Genomic DNA, 19,371 nt, shown 5'->3' on the forward strand with positions numbered 1-19,371 from the left:
CTGTCCAAACCCTGGATACTCACGAAAGCCTCCGATCCTTCGGGGGCTTTCTGTTTGTGGGTGACCTCTTTGTGGGGGAGGGAGTGGGTGGGGGATTGAATGGTCTAAGGCGCACTGCGCAACATGCCGCCAGCCCATAGCAGCTCCGGGCTGGGCCGCCAAAGCTCTGTTGGGGCAATGGCGTAGATCTGCTGGATAAAACCAGGGGTGACACCCTGGTCAACAAGGAAATCCCCGTCCTTGCGCTGCTCCGCCATCAGGTCGATCTGCGGCAAACCGCCAAATATTTCAAGCGAGTAGCCATGAAATCCCAGCTGTCCCTTGGGGCCCAATTGACGCGTGGTTCCAGCAGCAAATATCAGGGTACAGGCCGAGGCACAGAGCCCGGGTGCCAGGGTGGAAATCCCCTGCACCCGGATCAGCTGGGCCACCCCGCGAGCCTCATAGATATGGCCGCCTGGACTGGTAAGCTGCAGCTGCTGAACCTCGGGGTGCAGCAGCAGCTGCGCCTTGATGGTCTTGGTCAGTCCAAAGGTTACCTCGCCGGAAAAAATCAACGCGCGCCCATCCTGTGACAGGGTCAGACTGTAGCGATCCGCATGGTCCTGGGCACGCTGTTCAGAATAGCTGAGCCCTTCGGGCGGGCGGTTGGCGATCAGCAGGGCCTGCCACCATAGGGACAGTGAGGCGAGCACCGAGAGCAGCAACAGCAGATAGCCGCCCCAGATCGGCGCCATGGCCCCAGAGCTGAGCATATGGGCGTCGGCGACCCGCAGATAGGCACGGCTTACCCAGAGCAGGCAGAGAAAATCCGCAGCGATCAGCCCCCAGACCAGGCTGGGCGGCATTTGGATCAGGTGATTGCCCCCCCACCACAGCAGCAGCGCCAGCCCGCGTGGCAGCAGGATATGCCACAGGAGGCTTGCGCCTAGGCTGCGCGGCTCAGCACTCATCTAGCCAACCAAAGCCTGGGCGGATGAGGCGTCTCATTCAAAAACCGTCGAAATGTCTTGCAGGGGCTTTTTCACCTTGGCAACGCTGGGCACCTTGGCGTCTGGGCTGGGATGTCCTACGGCGATGATCATCGTGGGCTTTTCCGAGGCAGGACGCCCAAGTGCGGCATTGAGAAACTTCATCGGGTTGGGGGTATGGGTCAGACTGCACAGCCCGACAGTATGCAGCGCGGCCAACAGAAATCCGGTGGCGATATTGACGCTTTCGGGAACGTAGTAGTTTTTGTAGCGGGTGCCGTCGTCAAACTCTCCCCAGCGCTGGGCAAAGACGACGACCAGCCAGGGCGCTATGGTCAGATGCGGCTTTTCGGCAGTGGTGCCAATGGGCTCCAGTGCCTTGATCCATTCGTCCCCGGCGCCACCGGCGTAAAACCGGCGCTCTTCTGCCTCGGCCTCCTGGCGGATCTGTTGTTTCAACGCGGGGTTAGCAATGGCGACAAAATGCCAGGGTTGATGATTGGCCCCCGAAGGCGCCGTACCGGCGGTTTTGATACATTGCTCAATCACCGTGCGGGCAACCGGCCGCGTGGTGAAATCGCGCACTGTGTGGCGTCGCTGCATATGCGCGAGGTACTCTGCTGCTTTGGTTTGCATCTCCGCATCAGAGTAGTCCGCACGATCTGGCAGCGGCACCGGCGCGTAACTGAGGGCAGATTTTGCGAACATGTTGGGTGCTCCAGAGCGGGGACGGGGGGCGATCTACTCCCCCCTGCGGGGGGGCTGGATCAGATGTTGTTTGGCCGAGCCTAACACTGCCCGTGTCAAAGGCGCCAGCGCTGAGGCCATAACACGGCTCACCTGCCATGTGAGGTCAATTTTTAGTGCGCTGTTGGGCAGCAAAGGCACCAGGGCGCCGGAATTCAGCGCGGGCTCAATCAGTTGAACCGGGTTCATGCCCCACCCCAGGCCTGCCTGCGCCCCGTCGGCAAACCCCTGTGTTGAGGGGATGAAATGGCAGGGGGCGGTGATCTGGCGCCCAAACTGCTGCTGGACCCAGCGCTGTTGCAGGGCATCCTTTGCATTATAAATCAGCTGCGGCGCCTGGGCGAGCGTTTCCGGGGTGATGCCCTGACCAAACCATTTTTGCATGAAGGTGGGGCTGGCACTGGCCTCATAGGGCATCGCGCCCAGGGGCTGGGCATTGCAGCCGGTGACCGGGGCGCTGTGGCTGGTGACGGCGGCGGAGACCTCGCCGCGTTTCAGCCAATCGGTGCTGTGGTCCTGATCATCAATGACCAGATCAAACAGCAGCCCCGGCGTGGCCGCCATGGCAGAGATGAACCAGGTCGCCAGGCTGTCGGCATTGACGGCAATGCGCAGATGCGGCGGCGTCTGTGGGCTGTTTTGGTCCAGCGCCAGGGCGTTGGACACCTGACCCTCCAGTATCGCGACATCTTCGGCGTGTTTTGCCAGCCGCAGCCCGGCTTCTGTGCCGGTGCAGGGCAGCCCGCGTTTGACCAGGGCCGTACCCACCCGCTCTTCCAGAGCCTTGATCCGCTGTGACACCGCCGAGGGGGTGACAGACAGATTATGGGCTGCGGCCTCAAAGCTGCCCAGGCGCAGGACGGCGGCCAGCGCCGAAAGGTGGTTGGGGTCAAATTGCATTAGAATGTCTTACTTTGGGTGAGTGTAATTAATTTTACTACGTTATTGGTGCAGGGTAGTCAAAGTCAGGATCGGGGGCTGAGGCCGCCAGCGATACCAGACACCGCACAACCGAAAGTACCCAGTTTATGCCGCTACTGACGTCTCTCCCGCCCAGCCTGTTTGCCGGCTTTGGTCTTGGCTTTAGCCTGATCCTAGCGATTGGCGCACAAAATGCCTTTGTGTTGCGCCAGGGGCTGCGGCGTCAGCATGTGTTCTGGGTCTGCCTGGCCTGTGCCGGATCTGATGCCTTGTTGATTGCTGCTGGTGTCCTTGGCTTTGGATCCCTGGCTGTGGCCTTTCCCTGGTTCGAACCGGTGATGCGGTTTGGTGGCGCGGCGTTCCTGGCCTGGTATGGCGCCCGCAGCCTGTTGGCCGCTTGGCGCGGCGGTGAGATGCTTGACGCTGGGCAGGACGCTGGCAAAAGGCCGCTTTTACCCGTGCTCACAACGGTTCTGGCCCTGACCTGGCTGAACCCACATGTCTACCTGGATACGGTTGTTTTACTGGGGTCTATTTCCGCACAATATGCCGACCCGCTGGTTTTTGGTCTTGGCGCCATGCTGGCCAGTTTTACGTTTTTCTTTTCTTTGGGCTATGGCGCCAGCCTGTTGGCGCCAGTTTTTGCCCGCCCTGGCGCCTGGCAGGTTCTGGATGTCCTTGTTGGCCTGACCATGTGGGCCATTTCGCTAAAGCTGCTCTTGATGTGAGAAGTGGCGGCTTGCGCAGGGGGGCGGTCAAGCAATCTCATTTGAGGTGATTTACTTGTGAAGGGTTGTATGGCGTGCCGAATGTGTGTTCTGTCGGCGCCATGAACAGGCAGATTGAAAATGACTAGGCACGTGGCAGAACCCGAGAGCAGTAAACATCCAATGCTTGGTGTTTTCTGGATGTTTGTAACGGGTCTATGCTTTGTGGCGGTGACGGCTCTGGTGAAATACCTTGGCGACCGTATCCCCCCGGCTGAATCTGCTTTTTTGCGCTATCTGCTGGGATTGGTGTTTCTGATCCCATTGATTGGAAGTCTGCGCAAGACAGCGCTAACGCCAAAACTCTGGCTCCTGTTTGTCGGCCGAGGCGTGGTGCATTCCGGCGGCGTTATGTTGTGGTTTTTTGCCATGACCCAGATCCCCTTGGCCGAGGTGACGGCAATGAACTACCTGTCGCCGATCTATGTGACCCTGGGGGCGGCCGTATTTTTGGGTGAAAAACTGGCAGCGCGACGGATCGCAGCGGTTGTTGCAGCCCTGATCGGCGCAGTGATCATTCTGCGCCCCGGGTTCCGAGAGATCTCTCCGGGACATATTGCCATGATGTTTACCGCCCTGGCCTTTGGCGCCTCATACCTGCTGGCCAAGTTTACTGTCGACGACACCAACCCGGTGATGGTGGTGGCCATGCTGTCGATCTGGGTGACGCTGGGGCTGGCCCCCTTTGCGGCGGTGGTTTGGGTCACTCCGAGCCTGGGAGAACTTGCCATTCTCTTTGCTGTGGCCTGTTTTGCCACTGCGGGTCATTTCACCATGACGCTTGCCTTTGCGGCAGCCCCGGTGACGGTGACACAGCCGGTTACCTTTCTTCAACTGATCTGGGCGACGTTACTGGGAGCCTTGGTGTTTTCCGAGCCAGTGGACATCTGGGTCGTTTTTGGTGGTGGGCTTATCCTGGCTGCCATCAGCTTTATCACCTGGCGCGAGGCAATGCTAAAAAGGCGGGCGATTACGCCTCCTGATGCTGCAACAAAGGTGTAGGGCTCAAGACGGTGCTAGAGTTTGGAACTGACAGGGATGCCTGTGTAATGCGTGGGGAGCTTTACCCATAATTTTGCAGAAAAAAATAATTCTAAGTGCGCTTATCTGTCTGTTCAGCGGGTTGATCAGCCCAGCCCGGGCTGAGCTGATGATCTGCAATGACACTGACCTGCCCCACGAAGTGGCGGTGGGGTTCAAACAAGACGGGCACTGGGTCTCAGAAGGCTGGTGGACAGTGGACGCCTCGGACTGCGTGACGCCGATCCATGGCGATTTGCAGTATCGGTTCTACTATTATCACGCCCGAAACCCGGAGCGGACATTCCACCACGACATGCTTTCCTTTTGTACCCAGCCAGAGCTTTTCACCATCGGCGGGGACAATGATTGTGAGGCACGTGGCCATGACAAAACCTATTTTGCAAAAATAGATACTGGCCTTGGCAACAAGAATTTTCGCCAGAACCTGAGCACGCATTCCACCCCCTTGGAGGTGCGCGCCAGTCGAGAGCCGGGAACCTGGGGGGGCCCGTTTTCCGGGGAGGTCGTGTTTCTAGATTGCAGCGTTATGTTTCGGGGCAGATTCCAGTTTTGCAGGTTTATCGGCTCGGGACGGGTTTTCACCGTGGTCGAAGACAACAGGACACCGCCAGAGGTTTTTGCGACCTTACGGGGGATGGCCAAAGCAACGCCGGTGCAGATCGAAGGAGACTGGGTCGGGCTCTTTGACCATTCGGTCGAGATTGCCTTGCGATCGGTAAAGGTGCGGGCGCCAAACGAAGAGGACAGGGTGCTTAAGCAGTTGCAGGGGAACTGGTTTTCCGAGACCGATAGCAAGGATCAATTTACAATTATCGGCAATGAGAGGCAGAGCAACTACGGCGGTGCGCTGACCTCTTTGGAATATCTGTCGGTGATGCCGTTTTGCGATGAATTTGACGGTTTTGGCCCCTACCTTTATGCGTGGGACAGTCAGGGTGGCACCGGGTTATGCTACGAGATCAAAAAGGTGTCCGAGACGGTTCTGGAGTTGATCTACTTGCCCAGGCGCACAGAACATCGGTATTTCAGGCATTCATCGCCTTGACCCCGCCAAGCTGGTAGTCTCGTTCTGGCACCAGAACACTGTCGAGTGGGCAGGCCTTGGCTGAATGGGGCTAGGAGAGGGACAGATCAACCACCCGGTGCGCTGCCAGGCGGGCAGCTTTGGCGTCGACACTGCTTTCTGATTGCGCAGCTTGCAGCCAGACGCCATCCATATAGCACTGCAGGGCGCTGCGCGCTGTTTCGATTTGCTCAGCGGGCAACAGATTGGCCAGCTCAGCCCGCACATGGCTGCGGACACGGGTGCGATTGATTCGATGCAGCCGCGCAAGGCGGGGTGAATAGGGGGCGTTGGCCCAGAACTGCATCCAGAGACTGCACTGCGGCACAGTAAAAAGCGCATCCGAGAAATTGGCATCCATTACCGCATAAAGCCGCTCTTCCGGCGTTCTGGCTGCGCTGTAGCCAGCAATCATCGCGGTGCGCAATTTACGCAGCAAATGCCGCATAGTGGCCTCCATCAGGCCTTCCTTTGATCCGAAGTAATAGTTGATCGATGCCGCAGAGGCACCAGCCTCTCGCGCGATTTCTGCCATTGTAACAACAGAGTAGCCGCGTTTGTGAACAGCGACAATGGTGGCTGCGATCAGCTCTTCGTTGCGAATGTCTCTAATGCGTTTTCTTCCCATGACGAAGTTTTGCGCCACTTGGAGGCAGGTTTCAACTGTTGATGTCTCAAACTAAACTTGAATGACCATTCAAAAATATGTTTGGAGGGGTAGGTTTTCATGCTAGAAGGCCTTTCGATGTCCACAGGGCCAACTCCGCGGGGCCAACTCCGCGGGTCCAGGTTCAGGGGCCGGGTCCACGGGCGCAACAACCATCATGGGAGCCTTGCTCCATTGACAGGCTTTGACTTGCCGCCTTTGCACCGTCGACAAGGAGGTGGCGCGTCAGAAAGTGACGTAAACAAAGTATCGCTCCGGTGTGGGGCTAAGACGAACGGAACAAAATGGGGTGAAGCCCCTGAAAACATAGGACGCAATGCAGATGACAAAGCCAAATATTCTGGTTCTTATGGTTGATCAGTTGAACGGGACACTGTTTCCGGATGGGCCCGCGGACTGGCTGCATGCGCCAAACCTGAAAAAGCTGGCGGCGCGCTCAACCCGCTTTGCCAATGCCTATACCGCGTCGCCGCTTTGTGCGCCGGGGCGTGCTTCGTTTATGTCGGGGCAGCTGCCCTCGCGCACTGGCGTTTATGATAATGCGGCTGAGTTCCGCTCTGATATTCCCACCTATGCCCATCATCTGCGCCGCGCCGGCTATTACACCTGCCTGTCGGGCAAGATGCATTTTGTCGGCCCCGACCAGCTGCATGGGTTCGAGGATCGTCTGACCACCGATATCTACCCCGCCGATTTTGGCTGGACGCCGGATTATCGCAAACCTGGTGAGCGTATTGAGTGGTGGTATCACAACATGGGCTCGGTCACCGGGGCCGGGGTTGCCGAGACCTCGAACCAGATGGAATACGATGATGAGGTCGCCTATAACGCCACCGCCAAGCTGTATGAGCTGTCGCGCGGGTTGGACGATCGCCCCTGGGCACTGACGGTCAGCTTTACCCATCCCCATGATCCCTATGTCGCCCGCAAAAAATACTGGGATCTCTATGAGGATTGCGAGCATTTGCTGCCGCAGACCCCGGCGATGGACTACGCGGATCACGACAACCATGCCAAGCGGATCTTTGACGCCAATGACTGGCGCAGCTTTGACATCACCGAGGACCATATCAAACGGGCGCGCCGCGCCTATTTTGCCAATATCTCTTATCTGGATGACAAGATCGGGGAGATCCTGCAGGTGCTGGAAGACACCCGGCAAGAAGCCACCATCCTGTTTGTCTCGGATCACGGCGATATGCTGGGCGAGCGGGGCCTTTGGTTCAAGATGAGCTTTTATGACGGCTCGGCGCGGGTGCCGCTGATGATTTCCTCGCCCGACCTGCCTGCAGGGCTGGTTGAAACTCCGGTGTCAACGCTGGATGTGAACCCGACCCTGGGGGCGCTGGCCGGTCTGCCGATGGAAGAGATCGCCCCCTGGACCGATGGCGAAGATCTGTGTCCCCTGGCCAAAGGTGTGGAGCGCAGCGCTCCGGTAGCAATGGAATATGCCGCCGAGGCCTCTTATGCGCCGCTGGTGTCCCTGCGCTATGGCAAGTGGAAATACAACCGCTGCAGCCTGGACCCGGATCAGCTGTTTGATCTGGAGGCCGACCCGCTGGAGCGTCACAATCTGGCAGATGATCCGGCCCATGCAGGCACCCTTCAGACGCTCAAGGCCAAGTCCGAAGCGCGCTGGGATCTGGCCCGGTTTGACGCCGATGTCCGCGCCAGCCAGGCCTGTCGTTGGGTGGTCTATGAGGCCCTGCGCCAGGGGGGGTACTACCCCTGGGATTACCAGCCACTGCAAAAAGCCTCCGAGCGCTACATGCGCAACCACATGGATCTCAACACGCTTGAGGACACCAAACGCTTTCCCCGTGGCGAATAGCCCGAAATTTAAATCCCGCCAGTTCATTTGGCCCCAAATATCCCCGCCGGAGGCATAAAATCATGACTCATCCCGCCCAACCCAAAGCCAGCCATTTCATCAATGGCGCCTATGTCGAAGACACCGCCGGAACGCCAATCCCGGTGATTTATGCTGCGACCGGCGACCAGATCGCCACGGTACACGCCGCAACCCCGGCCATCGTTGAACAGGCCCTTGCCAGTGGCAAGGCTGCTCAAAAGGCCTGGGCCAAGATGAGTGGGACTGAGCGTGGCCGCATCCTGCGCCGGGCTGCTGACATCATCCGCGCGCGCAATCACGAACTTTCGGTGTTGGAAACCTATGATACCGGCAAGCCGCTGCAGGAGACTCTGGTGGCGGATGCCACTTCTGGTGCCGACGCATTGGAGTATTTTGGCGGCCTGGCTGGCAGCCTGACCGGAGAGCATATCCCACTGGGCGAGGACTGGGTCTATACCATGCGCGAGGCCCTGGGGCTTTGTGTTGGGATTGGGGCCTGGAACTACCCGACGCAAATTGCCTGCTGGAAGGGCGCGCCTGCGCTGGCCTGTGGGAATAGCATGGTGTTCAAACCCTCTGAGGCCACGCCGCTCTGTGCCTTGAAGGTTGCCGAGGTCCTGCATGAGGCCGGGCTGCCAGCCGGGGTTTTTAACGTGGTTCAGGGCATGGGCGAGGTGGGTGCCGCGCTGGTGACAGATCCCCGCGTCGACAAGGTTTCGCTGACCGGATCGGTGCCCACCGGTAAGAAAGTCTATGCTGCGGCCGCTGCCGACATGAAACATGTCACCATGGAGCTGGGTGGTAAATCGCCAATGATCGTCTTTGATGACGCGGATATCGACAATGCCGTGGGCGGAGCCATTAATGGCAATTTCTACTCCTCCGGGCAGGTCTGCTCGAATGGCACGCGGGTGTTTGTTCAAAAAGGCATCAAGGAGAAATTCCTGGCGCGTTTGGCGGAACGGACCGGCAATGCGGTTATTGGCGATCCCATGGATGAGGCGACCAGTTTTGGTCCCATGGTCAATGAAAACCAGATGAATATCGTTCTGGGCTACATTGAAAAGGGCAAAGCCGAGGGGGCGCGGCTGATCTGTGGCGGCGCACGCTGCGACATGCCGGGCTGGTACCTGCAGCCCACCGTGTTTGCCGATGTCACCGATGATATGACAATTGCCCGCGAAGAGATTTTTGGCCCGGTCATGTCAGTACTGGATTTTGACAGCGAAGAAGAGGTGGTGGCGCGTGCCAATGACACCGAGTTCGGCCTGTCCGCCGGGGTGTTCACCAAGGATTTCACCCGCGCACACCGGGTGATTGGCAATCTGGAGGCCGGCAGCTGCTTTATCAACTCCTACAACGACGCACCTGTTGAAGCGCCCTTTGGTGGGGTCAAGGCATCCGGCGTGGGGCGTGAGAACTCCAAAGAGGCGATCAAGCATTTTAGCCAGGTGAAATCGGTTTACGTGCGTATGGGCGATGTTGAGGCGGCGTTCTGATTGCCCATTCAGGCAACGCCCACCCACCCGCCCCGTTGCCCGAATGGGCAAAGACAAGGGGCTGCTGAGGCCGCGATGCCTGCCTCAGCAGATCTCAAGCCAATGAAGAGGCGATTTTGGGCTGCCTCAAGGACGAGCCCGCGCCGGCGCGCGGGGCCTGACGGCTGTCTTGACCAGCCCCAAATGCGCGACGGAGAGAAGTGATGAAAGCGGATTATGTGATTGTGGGGGCGGGCTCGGCGGGCTGCGCCATGGCCTATCGTCTGTCTGAGGCGGGGAAATCCGTTCTGGTTATCGAACATGGTGGCACGGATGTCGGGCCGCTGATCCAGATGCCGGGAGCGCTGTCTTATCCGATGAATATGTCGCTCTACGACTGGGGCTACAAATCCCAGCCCGAGCCACATTTGGACAATCGTGAGTTGGTGACACCGCGCGGCAAGGTGGTTGGCGGCTCTTCTTCTATCAACGGCATGGTCTATGTGCGCGGCCACGCGGGCGATTACAACCATTGGGCCGAAAGCGGCGCCCAGGGGTGGTCCTATGCGGATGTGCTGCCCTATTTCAAACGGATGGAAACCTGGGACAGCCGCGGGCAGGGCGGCGATGCCGACTGGCGCGGCACGGATGGCCCGCTGCATGTGACCCGTGGCCCCCGCGACAACCCACTGCATGATGCCTTTGTATCGGCAGGCGCGCAGGCGGGCTACCCGGTGACCGAAGATTACAACGGTGAGCAACAAGAGGGCTTTGGCCCTATGGAGATGACCGTTTACAAAGGCCAGCGATGGTCAGCCGCCAATGCCTATCTGCGGCCTGCGCTCAAGCGGGACAATTGCGAGATGATCCGGGGGTTTGCCCGCAAGGTGGTGATCACCGAAGGCCGCGCCACCGGGGTCGAGATTGAGCGCGGCGGCAAGGTTGAGGTCATTGAGGCCGAGATCGAGGTCATTCTGGCCGCCAGTTCAATCAATTCGCCGAAACTGTTGATGCTGTCGGGCATTGGTCCGGCGGAACAGCTAGCGGAGCATGGCATCGAGGTGGTTGCAGACCGTCCCGGCGTTGGGAAAAACCTGCAGGATCACCTGGAATTCTATTTCCAATATGCCTGCAAACAGCCCATCACCCTGTTCAAATACTGGAACCTTTTGGGCAAGGCCTGGGTTGGGGCCCAGTGGTTCTTTAGCAAGACCGGGCTGGGGGCCTCGAACCAGTTTGAAAGCGCGGCCTTCATCCGGTCCGACAAAGGGGTCGATTATCCAGATATCCAATACCATTTCCTGCCCATTGCGGTGCGCTATGACGGTCAGGCTGCGGCTGAAGGGCACGGGTTTCAGGCCCATGTGGGGCCGATGCGTTCAGAATCGCGTGGCGAGATTACCCTCGCCAGCGCTGACCCCAAAGAGGCGCCAAAGATTTTCTTCAACTATATGTCGACGGAACAGGACTGGATTGATTTCCGCAAATGTGTGCGCCTGACGCGAGAGGTCTTTGCACAGGAGGCCATGACGCCCTTTGTGAAGCACGAGATCCAGCCTGGTGACGCTTTGCAAAGCGATGCGGAGATTGACGGCTTTATCCGTGAACATGCGGAAAGCGCCTATCATCCCTGTGGCACCTGTAAAATGGGCGCGCTGGAGGATCCGATGGCAGTGGTTGATCCTGAATGTCGGGTGATTGGCGTCGAAGGGCTGCGCGTTGCCGACAGTTCCATTTTTCCACGCATTACCAATGGTAACCTGAACGGCCCCTCAATCATGACAGGGGAGAAGGCGGCAGACCATATTCTGGGACGGCGATTGCCTGCCTCTAATGCCGAACCCTGGTTCAATAAAAACTGGCAGGAGAGCCAACGTTAGGGCTGTTTTGCAGTCCACAAAGGCGGCAAGCCGTCGTTCCTGTTGTTTGGGAGCGGCGGCTTTTTTCGTCGGCGGCTGGGCTGTTTGCCTACGGGATTTGGGGCAGAAAAAATGCCGCCATATTTGTGTTTTCAGATGTTTGTTTGATCCGCGTCAATGTGACGGAGGGCTGGGGGCAATAGCCTGTTCTTGACCCAAATATAAGGAGCGAACAGATGTCCAATACCCCCCATGAACTGGCAGAAGAATTCCCCGACAAAGTGGAAGCCATGAGCCAGTTGAAACAAAACGATGCGCATTTTTCCAAGCTTGCGGATGAGTACCATGAGGTCAACCGCGCGGTACACCGCGCCGAAACCAACGTCGAGCCACTGGAAGAGCTGGCCGAGGTGGAACTGCGCAAAAAGCGCGGCGCATTGAAAGACGAGATCTGGAACATCCTGGCCAAGGCCTGATGTCTGCTAGGGCTGCGAAGATCTGAAACAGATGGAGGCAGCGCAGTGATATGTTCAGTCACGAGTATCAGGGGGGCGTTTGACGCCCCCCATTTTTGTTGTTCAGCTCTGGGGGCAGCTGGTCTTCAGCTTACTTCGTAGGGCAGAATGCCGCGCTGATCATTGTTGATGCTGAGGCGGCGTTCCAATGGCGGAACCGAGCGCTGATGGCAGGTTTTACGCTCACAGATGCGGCAAGAAATGCCGATGGGCTCATAGGCGGAGGCATGGCTCATTTCCAGATTGTCAGCATAGACCAGGGCCTGAGCATGACGCACTTCGCAGCCCAGAGAGATGGCGTAGCGCCGCACGGGCGAGCCAAAGGAGCCGCCTGATTTGGACACATCCCGCGCCAGCGAGATATAGCGCACCCCGTCCGGGGTTTCGGCCAATTGCCGCAGGAAACGCCCAGGCGTTTCAAAGGCGCGGTGCACGTTCCACAGGGGGCAGGCACCGCCAAAACGGGCAAATTGTAGCCGTGTGGCAGAGTGGCGTTTGGTGATGGTGCCTGCCTGATCCACGCGGACGAAGAAAAACGGAATACCCTTGGCGCCGGGACGTTGCAGCGTTGAAAGGCGATGCGCCACCTGTTCGATTGAGGCACCAAACCGGGTGGCGAGGCGCTCCAGGTCGTGACGGTCCTCTTGGGCGGCAGCAAGAAAGCGACCATAGGGCATCAGCGCGGCCCCGGCGAAATAGTTGGCGAGGCCAATTTTGGCGATGGCTCGGGCCTCATCGCTTTGGAAGCGGGCAAAATCCAATGTCGCCTCCAGCAGGCTTTCCTGGCTAAGCAGCGCCACCTGCAAAAGCAGCTGAAACACCTGCGTCGGCGGGCTGGACCGATTAGAGAGCCGCAGCGTACGGGTGCTCGGATCATAGCCGCGCAGCCCGTCCATATCGGTGATGGAAATGGTGATGCCGGCGTTTTCCAGCGCAGTTGTGGCAGCAAGCCGCACATCTGCGGACCCGGCAAAGCGTTCGGCGGCCCGGTCCATGGCATCAATGTAGTTGTCGCAATAATGGAAAAAGTCGCGCACTTCTTCCCAGGGGCTGGCCTGAATGCGGGAATCCTCGCGCCCCAGGGCCTCATCCAGCGAGGCAAGCCGTTCATGGGTTTGGCGATAGGCGCGATGCAGGCTGAGAAAGGCGCGGGCCAGTGCAGGGGCATTGGAGGCCGTGAGCCGCAGATCGGCCAGGGGCGGGGGCTCATCGGCAAAGACCGGATCAGCGATGGCTTCGCGCATGTCACTCACCAGCCGCTCGCTGTCGCCTGTCGACAGCTCCGTCACATCCAGGCCAAACTCCTGCGCCAGCGCCAGAACGACGGTGGTCGATACCGGCCGGTTGTTGTTTTCCATCTGGTTGAGGTAGGGCAATGACACGCCAAGCTTGGCTGCAAATCCTTTTTGTGTCAGCTCAAGCCGGGTCCGCATTTCGCGCAGTTTTGCCCCTGCATAGAGTTTCTGTGTCGCCATTGGAGATACCTTTGCAAACCTGCTATCCAAAGGCAGTATAATTGCAAAGTTACAGGCGCGGCAAGTTCGGCTCCGGATGAATGGATCCTGAGCCTAGCTGTTCAATTGCTTTTCACGCAGGATTACCAGCAGGATCGCCACCAGCCCGGCGATGGCGGTGGCAAACATCAACAGCAAGAGGGGCACAGCCGTAGAATCGGGTTTCAACAGAAAGCCGGCATAGGCGCTCAGCGCAGCGCCGGCGCCAATCATAATGGCGCCGCTCAGGCCGGAGGCGGTGCCCGCCAGATGCGGGCGGACGGAAATCGCGCCGGTGGTGCCATTGGGAATGGCCATTCCATTGCCCAGGCCGACAAAGCACATAAAGCCAAAGAAGGTGAGGAAGGTATCAGCACCTGCCAGGGCGATAATGAGCGAAACGAGCACGCCAACCCCATTGATGATACAGCCCCACAGCACCATTCGGTTGATCCCGACCCGACCAGAAAACCGACCCGAGAGAAAGTTGCCAACGAAGTAACCAACAGCCGGCGCAGAGAGGTAGATACCAATTTCCGCACTGCTGAGGCCATAAATCTCGGTGCCCAAAAAGGGCGCACCGCCGAGATAGGCAAAGAATGAGCCAGAGGCGAGGCCTGAGGCCAGAGAGTAGCCCCAGAAGCGGGGAGAGCAGAGCAGTTCAGGGTATTCGGCGAACTGTGCACCCAGCGTTTTGCCGCTTTTATGTGCGGTTTCCCCAAAATCAAAATAGGTAATCGCTAGGGTCAGGGCACCCATCAAAAAGAGCGCCCAGAACACCGCAGTCCAGCCCATCCATTGGTCCAGAAAGCCGCCGATGGCGGGGCCAATCATCGGGACGATGGCCATTCCCATGGTGACATAGCCGATCATGCTGGCTGCGTCATTGGTATCATACATATCCCGCACCGCGGCGCGGCTTAGCACCATGGTGGCGGCGACGACAGTCTGCGCCACCCGGAAAAAGAAGAACACCTCCACGTTGGTGGCAAAGATACAGCCCACCGTCGCCACCAGAAACAAAGCCATGCTGGCCAGGAGCACCGGGCGGCGTCCCATCTGGTCCGAAATTGGCCCCACAAATATCTGCACAACTGCGTTGCCAGCGAGGTACAGCGAAACCGACAGCTGCATCACTCGGTAGTCAACCTCGAAATGGCTGGACATACTGGGCAGAGCGGCAAGGTGCAGGTTCATTCCCAGCGCGGAGAGACCGGCCAGCAGGATCAATGTTGCAATATGCGGTTTGCTCAGTACGCGCTTTGGGGAGCTTGGGGAATTTTGCATATCTTGGGCTTAGATTAGCTTTTTGGGATTGTCTATTCTAAGATCGTCTCAAACGAGAAAGTCATCGCCCAGGCTGTCCAATGTGACATCCTGTAGCAGCAGGCTGTCACCAGCGCCAAACTCAAACAAGAGCCCCTCGTCTGTGTCTCGTGCTTGATCCAGCAGATCCGCGCTAGTGCCATGGCCGATAATATTCAGAAGATCTTTGCCGGGTTTGAAGTCGCCGACGGTATCCGAGCCGCCATTATTCTTGAAGATGAAGACATCTTTGCCGCGTCCGCCGATCAGAAAATCATCACCGGCCTGACCATCCAACCTGTCTTGGCCGCGGTTGCCACTGAGAAAGTCATCGCCACTTCCACCGCGCATCCGGTCGCCGCCACGGCCCCCAAGCATCACATCATCCCCTTGATCCCCCCACAGGGTGTCACCGCCAGCCCCGCCTTTCATCCGGTCGTCGCCGCCTTTGCCCGCCAAAAGATCCCTGCCGCCATGGCCGCGCAGCAGGTTGTCCAAACCATTGCCGATAACCCGGTCATTGCCCTTGGCTCCATAGGCGTTTTCGATCTCGGTGCTGAAGGTTATAATCAGGTCATGCTCCGTATCAAAGGAAGAGAAAGCCCCTTGTCGCAGGTCCAGGGTCACCGGGTGTGTGCGACCCGTTGCATCCAGGGCGTCGATGCCGCCACTGTCCCAGATGCTGTCCACGGTATTGGTCCTGCAGCCAGTGTAGCGGCTGTTTTCTTCATTGTTGACTGCAGCGCCCCAGATGTTTTGCAGGGCCAGCACATCAAACAGCATAAGCGCATCACTATGCGCGCCGTTGAAGGGGTTGGCCCGGTAGGACATCAAAGAAAATAGGTTGCTTTCATATTGGGTCGGCAGGGGAATATCGGCTTCAAATGTATGGCGTAGCCCCATGGCATGTCCCAGCTCATGCAGCAGCAGGTCTGTATGGCGCTCAGACGTCAAGTCCAGTGTTGCGTCATAGGCAACAAAGCCATCCCATTGGGTTATGTTCTTGTCTTGGTAACGAATGCTGTAGCCACCGCTGCCAATGGTGGCGCCGGGTAGGCTGACGGCGGCCACGTTCAAATCCGGGTCACTGGTACGTTTGGTCTGAACAAAATCGACGTTGAGGTAGCTTTCAATATGCTCCAATGCCGCCTCAAAGCTGGCTTTTTCTGCGTCCTTCATGCGGCGCCATCCGTCATAGTCTGCTTGCGTAGGCAGGTCTCCAGGTTCGCTTCCGCCAGCATATTGGTAGGTTATCTTGATCGGGGCGCTGCCCGTGGTGTTGAGCGGGTTGCTGATGTGGAAACGCTCGTATTGCATGGCCTTGATTATTTCATCGCGACTTAACATTGCTCTGCCCGAATTTGATTGAGACGAGCCTGATCCTGCGACCTTGATGCTGAACGAAGGGTGAACGCATTACGGCAAGAATGTGTTGCATTGAATCGAATTTGGAAACAATGCGAGAAGGTTAGCAAATATTCAACTATTCGATATTGATATGCAAAATATTTGCAAATTTGCCATTTAGGCCTTTGGCTTGGCGCCTCTCGGCGGTAGTCTGCGGCAAATTCTATATGGGGATCTGTGCCATGAAAGATATTCTGTCCGAGCTGGAAGACCGTCGCGATGCCGCGCGACTTGGTGGCGGCCAGCGCCGCATTGACGCGCAACACGGGCGTGGCAAGCTGACAGCACGCGAGCGGATCGAGCTTCTGCTGGATGAGGGCAGTTTTGAAGAGTTCGACATGTTTGTGTCGCACCGCTGCACCGATTTTGGCATGGAAGAACAAAAGCCTGCGGGGGATGGTGTCATCACCGGCTGGGGCACCATTAACGGGCGCATGGTCTATCTGTTTAGCCAGGATTTCACGGTCTTTGGCGGATCCCTGTCCGCAACCCATGCGCAAAAGATTTGCAAGATCCAGGATATGGCCATTCAGAACGGCGCGCCCATCATCGGTTTGAATGATTCTGGGGGTGCCCGGATCCAGGAAGGTGTCGACTCGCTGGCAGGCTATGCTGAAGTGTTTCAGCGCAACATCATGGCCAGCGGCGTTGTGCCGCAGATCTCGGTAATCATGGGGCCCTGCGCCGGTGGTGCGGTCTATTCGCCCGCGATGACTGATTTTATCTTTATGGTGAAAGACACCTCTTACATGTTTGTGACCGGCCCGGATGTGGTCAAGACTGTCACCAATGAGGTCGTCACCGCCGAGGAGCTGGGCGGGGCGTCCACCCATACCAAAAAGTCCTCTGTCGCTGATGCGGCCTTTGAAAACGATGTCGAGGCCCTGGCCGAGGTCCGCCGCCTGGTTGACTTTCTGCCGCTCAACAATCGTGAAAAGCCGCCGGTGCGGCCCTTCTTTGATGAACCCGGTCGGATCGAGGACAGCCTGGATACGCTGATCCCGGCGAACCCCAATTCGCCCTACGATATGAAAGAGCTGATTACCAAAGTGGCGGATGAGGGGGATTTCTACGAGATTCAGGAAGACTACGCCAAAAACATCATCACCGGCTTTATCCGCCTTGAAGGCCAGACCGTGGGTGTGGTTGCCAACCAGCCAATGGTGCTGGCGGGCTGCCTTGATATCGACAGCTCGCGCAAGGCAGCGCGGTTTGTGCGTTTCTGTGATTGCTTTGAAATTCCAATCCTGACCCTGGTGGATGTTCCTGGCTTCCTGCCTGGCACAAGCCAGGAATATGGCGGTGTGATCAAACATGGTGCCAAGCTGCTGTTCGCCTACGGCGAAGCCACGGTACCAAAGGTCACTGTGATCACCCGTAAGGCCTATGGCGGCGCCTATGACGTTATGGCCTCCAAGCACCTGCGCGGCGATTTCAACTATGCCTGGCCCACGGCGGAAATTGCGGTGATGGGCGCCAAGGGTGCCACCGAGATCATTCACCGCGCCGATCTGGGCAATGCGGAAAAGATCGCGGCCCATACAGCAGACTATGAGGACCGGTTTGCCAATCCTTTTGTGGCAGCCGAGCGGGGCTTTATTGACGAGGTGATCCAGCCCAAATCCACCCGCCGCCGGGTGTCGCGTGCGTTTGCCTCCCTGCGGGGCAAGTCACTGAAAAACCCGTGGAAAAAGCACGACAACATTCCGCTTTGAGCGGGTGTTGTCGCGGGGGCTGTCTGCCCCCGCACCCCCGAAGGTATTTTTGGAAAGATGAAAAGGAAAGCGTGAGGCAATGACAGGGCTTCGGAAAGATCAGGCGTGCACGGTGTCAGCTGTGGTTTGCGGCGCGCTCGAAGCTGGTGGTCTGCTTGCGGTTTGTGGGCTTGGCGCAACGTGATGCGCGGCAAGTGGCATATCTTTCGCGAAGAGGGCTCTTTGACAGTGGCGCGCCAAGTCCCGCCGCGCTTTGATGTCGCCGTGTCCGTGGTGTTACCTCCAGCGGAGCCGCTGCGACTGGCGCAGCAGATCCGCCAAGACATGTGGCGGGCGGTTCAGGCCGTGCGGGGCTTTTCTCCAGTGGTGAAGGTCGAAGAGCAGGGCGATGGCTTGCTGGTCACAGCGGGTGGTCGTGTGGCTGGGCGGGTTCCGGGTAACTTGGCCTCTGAAATCAAGGCGGTACTGGAGGATGAGGCAAAGCGCAGCCGTTGGCTGCGACATGCAAGGCGAGACAAGAAGCGCTTAAAGAGCGCGCAATCAGAAGTAAAACTGCACAAATCTACAACAGGGTTTGACAAAGAGGCCGAGACTGGACAATGATCTGCCAGCACCAATACCAGACAGCGCGCGCCAGTGGCGCAGCGCCAGCAGCCCCGCCCGGAGGAGCCCAAGTCATTGGGGGGTGGGGTTGCGGATTTGGTGATTGGCTGTTTCCCCCTGTACAAAAGGTCTTTTTTGGCGGTGGCCTTTGTCTGCTGCTTGCGGCTCAGATCCTTGAGGCTGAGGAGGCCGCGCTTTCTGGGGCCTTTGTGCCTGTGACGGTGCCCTCGGGGCAGCAGGTGCTGTTGTCGGAAGTCTTGCTGGACGACAGTCCTGGTGCGCTTTGGGCGCGGTTCCGGTTTGTTGTGCCCGGAATTTCGCGTCAGGCGCCGGAGGGGGCAGAAGCGGGCGTAGAAGCGGGCGCGGATTTCCAGCGCAGCGCTGCGGATATGGACTATCTGTGCGACTCGCTGGCGCTGGACTATTTGGCCCAGCATGCCCTGTCCCCCAGCATGGTGGTGATCTCCTTTTCGGACCGCCCGGTAGAATTTGGCACTCCGGATCCCGACGCAACCCAGTTTTTTGAAGCCTATCGTCCTGGTGAAGGTCGCTGCATTTGGGAGGCTTTTTGATGTCTCTACAACATCTTGCGGCGCACTCTTGCGATGGGCGGTGTTTTGCGGCTTTGCGGCCACAGCCCCCTGTTCGGGATGGTTTTCGATGTGATTCACCCGGTAATCGGGCTATTCTTGGCGCGAATGGTCACAGTACCCTTCGCAAATTGAGGTTGAGGCTGGACAGCGCTGCAGGTCCTGGCGGTCTCTTAAACACATTCAGGAGACAGAAATGTCCAAGAGCATCAAGTTTATCACGCTGGCAGGTCTGCTGGCGATGGTTGCCGCCTGTGGTAACCGTGAAGAAGAGTTCGTTGTGGTCGATCCCGAACCCATCTCGGTTGAGCCAGTATACACCGGAAAATACAAGTAACGACACATGGGGTCCGGCCCTGTGGCCGGCCCCAGCC

Annotated in this window: 18 protein-coding genes; 11 read left to right on the plus strand and 7 right to left on the minus strand. The window is 58.2% G+C overall.

Annotated features, from left to right (window positions below):
- Positions 1 to 104: 104 nt before the first annotated feature.
- From QZ268_RS12190 to QZ268_RS12200, 3 genes are read right to left on the minus strand one after another with little or no spacing between them, the layout of a single operon-like run.
- On the minus strand, positions 105 to 953 hold the full coding sequence (locus tag QZ268_RS12190) for an ATP-dependent Clp protease proteolytic subunit (protein WP_295452887.1): 849 nt from the start codon (positions 951 to 953) through the stop codon (positions 105 to 107).
- A 33-nt stretch (positions 954 to 986) separates the two neighbouring features.
- Positions 987 to 1,679: a nitroreductase family protein gene (locus QZ268_RS12195; protein ID WP_295452890.1), complete on the minus strand. Its 693-nt coding sequence runs from the start codon at positions 1,677 to 1,679 to the stop codon at positions 987 to 989.
- A 33-nt stretch (positions 1,680 to 1,712) separates the two neighbouring features.
- Complete coding sequence (locus QZ268_RS12200; RefSeq protein WP_295452892.1) at positions 1,713 to 2,618, minus strand: LysR family transcriptional regulator ArgP; 906 nt, start codon at positions 2,616 to 2,618, stop codon at positions 1,713 to 1,715.
- A 128-nt stretch (positions 2,619 to 2,746) separates the two neighbouring features.
- Between QZ268_RS12200 and QZ268_RS12205 the strand changes: the two genes are divergently transcribed.
- From QZ268_RS12205 to QZ268_RS12215, 3 genes are all read left to right on the plus strand, one after another.
- A complete protein-coding gene (locus QZ268_RS12205) occupies positions 2,747 to 3,367 on the plus strand; it encodes a LysE/ArgO family amino acid transporter (RefSeq protein ID WP_295452894.1) in 621 nt (206 codons plus the stop codon).
- Positions 3,368 to 3,487: 120 nt separating this feature from the next.
- Positions 3,488 to 4,408, plus strand: coding sequence for a DMT family transporter (locus tag QZ268_RS12210; RefSeq protein WP_295452897.1), 921 nt, complete (start codon positions 3,488 to 3,490; stop codon positions 4,406 to 4,408).
- A 121-nt stretch (positions 4,409 to 4,529) separates the two neighbouring features.
- Complete coding sequence (locus tag QZ268_RS12215; protein ID WP_295452900.1) at positions 4,530 to 5,495, plus strand: DUF1036 domain-containing protein; 966 nt, start codon at positions 4,530 to 4,532, stop codon at positions 5,493 to 5,495.
- Between the two features lie 70 nt (positions 5,496 to 5,565).
- Here QZ268_RS12215 and betI read toward each other — a convergent pair whose 3' ends face one another.
- On the minus strand, positions 5,566 to 6,141 hold the full coding sequence (gene betI, locus QZ268_RS12220) for a transcriptional regulator BetI (RefSeq protein WP_295452902.1): 576 nt from the start codon (positions 6,139 to 6,141) through the stop codon (positions 5,566 to 5,568).
- A 361-nt stretch (positions 6,142 to 6,502) separates the two neighbouring features.
- On the opposite strand from betI, the gene betC reads away from it, so the two are divergent.
- The 4 genes from betC (at position 6,503) to QZ268_RS12240 (ending at position 11,845) form a co-directional block, all read left to right on the plus strand.
- Positions 6,503 to 8,011 (plus strand): choline-sulfatase, encoded by a 1,509-nt coding sequence (gene betC, locus QZ268_RS12225; RefSeq protein WP_295452903.1) that lies wholly within the window; start codon positions 6,503 to 6,505, stop codon positions 8,009 to 8,011.
- A 62-nt stretch (positions 8,012 to 8,073) separates the two neighbouring features.
- Positions 8,074 to 9,531 (plus strand): betaine-aldehyde dehydrogenase, encoded by a 1,458-nt coding sequence (betB, locus tag QZ268_RS12230; protein WP_295452906.1) that lies wholly within the window; start codon positions 8,074 to 8,076, stop codon positions 9,529 to 9,531.
- 203 nt (positions 9,532 to 9,734) lie between these two features.
- Positions 9,735 to 11,390 carry a choline dehydrogenase gene (gene betA, locus QZ268_RS12235; protein ID WP_295452909.1) on the plus strand — a complete coding sequence of 552 codons (1,656 nt, stop codon included), beginning with the start codon at positions 9,735 to 9,737 and terminating at the stop codon, positions 11,388 to 11,390.
- Between the two features lie 215 nt (positions 11,391 to 11,605).
- Positions 11,606 to 11,845 carry a YdcH family protein gene (locus QZ268_RS12240; RefSeq protein ID WP_295452911.1) on the plus strand — a complete coding sequence of 80 codons (240 nt, stop codon included), beginning with the start codon at positions 11,606 to 11,608 and terminating at the stop codon, positions 11,843 to 11,845.
- A gap of 125 nt (positions 11,846 to 11,970) precedes the next feature.
- Here QZ268_RS12240 and QZ268_RS12245 read toward each other — a convergent pair whose 3' ends face one another.
- The 3 genes from QZ268_RS12245 to QZ268_RS12255 form a co-directional block, all read right to left on the minus strand.
- A complete protein-coding gene (locus QZ268_RS12245) occupies positions 11,971 to 13,359 on the minus strand; it encodes a helix-turn-helix transcriptional regulator (protein ID WP_295452914.1) in 1,389 nt (462 codons plus the stop codon).
- Between the two features lie 93 nt (positions 13,360 to 13,452).
- Entirely contained in the window at positions 13,453 to 14,664 is a 1,212-nt protein-coding gene (locus tag QZ268_RS12250) for a multidrug effflux MFS transporter (RefSeq protein WP_295452916.1), read from the minus strand.
- A 48-nt stretch (positions 14,665 to 14,712) separates the two neighbouring features.
- The gene (locus QZ268_RS12255) at positions 14,713 to 15,861 is read right to left on the minus strand and encodes a M10 family metallopeptidase (protein WP_295452919.1); all 1,149 of its coding nucleotides are present in this window, start codon (positions 15,859 to 15,861) and stop codon (positions 14,713 to 14,715) included.
- A gap of 410 nt (positions 15,862 to 16,271) precedes the next feature.
- On the opposite strand from QZ268_RS12255, the gene QZ268_RS12260 reads away from it, so the two are divergent.
- From QZ268_RS12260 to QZ268_RS12275, 4 genes are all read left to right on the plus strand, one after another.
- The gene (locus tag QZ268_RS12260) at positions 16,272 to 17,804 is read left to right on the plus strand and encodes an acyl-CoA carboxylase subunit beta (RefSeq protein WP_295452921.1); all 1,533 of its coding nucleotides are present in this window, start codon (positions 16,272 to 16,274) and stop codon (positions 17,802 to 17,804) included.
- Positions 17,805 to 17,987: 183 nt separating this feature from the next.
- A complete protein-coding gene (locus QZ268_RS12265) occupies positions 17,988 to 18,407 on the plus strand; it encodes a hypothetical protein (RefSeq protein WP_295452924.1) in 420 nt (139 codons plus the stop codon).
- Complete coding sequence (locus QZ268_RS12270) at positions 18,404 to 18,979, plus strand: DUF6497 family protein (protein ID WP_295452927.1); 576 nt, start codon at positions 18,404 to 18,406, stop codon at positions 18,977 to 18,979. Before QZ268_RS12265 ends, QZ268_RS12270 begins: the two co-directional genes overlap by 4 nt.
- Before the next feature lie 214 nt (positions 18,980 to 19,193).
- Complete coding sequence (locus tag QZ268_RS12275) at positions 19,194 to 19,334, plus strand: hypothetical protein (RefSeq protein WP_295452930.1); 141 nt, start codon at positions 19,194 to 19,196, stop codon at positions 19,332 to 19,334.
- Positions 19,335 to 19,371 lie beyond the last annotated feature (37 nt).

Origin of the sequence: uncultured Pseudophaeobacter sp., assembly GCA_905479575.1 — a bacterium.
In the GTDB taxonomy this organism is placed as follows: Bacteria; Pseudomonadota; Alphaproteobacteria; order Rhodobacterales; family Rhodobacteraceae; genus Pseudophaeobacter.

What these genes read in the sequence shown, in the direction of transcription:
- QZ268_RS12205 (WP_295452894.1), top strand. Translation starts at nt 2,747, where the DNA reads ATGCCGCTACTGACGTCTCTCCCGCCCAGCCTGTTTGCCGGCTTTGGT.
- betA (WP_295452909.1), top strand. Translation starts at nt 9,735, where the DNA reads ATGAAAGCGGATTATGTGATTGTGGGGGCGGGCTCGGCGGGCTGCGCC.
- betC (WP_295452903.1), top strand. Translation starts at nt 6,503, where the DNA reads ATGACAAAGCCAAATATTCTGGTTCTTATGGTTGATCAGTTGAACGGG.
- QZ268_RS12250 (WP_295452916.1), bottom strand. Translation starts at nt 14,664, where the DNA reads ATGCAAAATTCCCCAAGCTCCCCAAAGCGCGTACTGAGCAAACCGCAT.
- QZ268_RS12240 (WP_295452911.1), top strand. Translation starts at nt 11,606, where the DNA reads ATGTCCAATACCCCCCATGAACTGGCAGAAGAATTCCCCGACAAAGTG.
- QZ268_RS12270 (WP_295452927.1), top strand. Translation starts at nt 18,404, where the DNA reads ATGATCTGCCAGCACCAATACCAGACAGCGCGCGCCAGTGGCGCAGCG.
- QZ268_RS12245 (WP_295452914.1), bottom strand. Translation starts at nt 13,359, where the DNA reads ATGGCGACACAGAAACTCTATGCAGGGGCAAAACTGCGCGAAATGCGG.
- betB (WP_295452906.1), top strand. Translation starts at nt 8,074, where the DNA reads ATGACTCATCCCGCCCAACCCAAAGCCAGCCATTTCATCAATGGCGCC.
- QZ268_RS12195 (WP_295452890.1), bottom strand. Translation starts at nt 1,679, where the DNA reads ATGTTCGCAAAATCTGCCCTCAGTTACGCGCCGGTGCCGCTGCCAGAT.
- QZ268_RS12190 (WP_295452887.1), bottom strand. Translation starts at nt 953, where the DNA reads ATGAGTGCTGAGCCGCGCAGCCTAGGCGCAAGCCTCCTGTGGCATATC.
- QZ268_RS12260 (WP_295452921.1), top strand. Translation starts at nt 16,272, where the DNA reads ATGAAAGATATTCTGTCCGAGCTGGAAGACCGTCGCGATGCCGCGCGA.
- QZ268_RS12200 (WP_295452892.1), bottom strand. Translation starts at nt 2,618, where the DNA reads ATGCAATTTGACCCCAACCACCTTTCGGCGCTGGCCGCCGTCCTGCGC.
- QZ268_RS12265 (WP_295452924.1), top strand. Translation starts at nt 17,988, where the DNA reads ATGCGCGGCAAGTGGCATATCTTTCGCGAAGAGGGCTCTTTGACAGTG.
- QZ268_RS12255 (WP_295452919.1), bottom strand. Translation starts at nt 15,861, where the DNA reads ATGAAGGACGCAGAAAAAGCCAGCTTTGAGGCGGCATTGGAGCATATT.
- betI (WP_295452902.1), bottom strand. Translation starts at nt 6,141, where the DNA reads ATGGGAAGAAAACGCATTAGAGACATTCGCAACGAAGAGCTGATCGCA.
- QZ268_RS12210 (WP_295452897.1), top strand. Translation starts at nt 3,488, where the DNA reads ATGACTAGGCACGTGGCAGAACCCGAGAGCAGTAAACATCCAATGCTT.
- QZ268_RS12275 (WP_295452930.1), top strand. Translation starts at nt 19,194, where the DNA reads ATGTCCAAGAGCATCAAGTTTATCACGCTGGCAGGTCTGCTGGCGATG.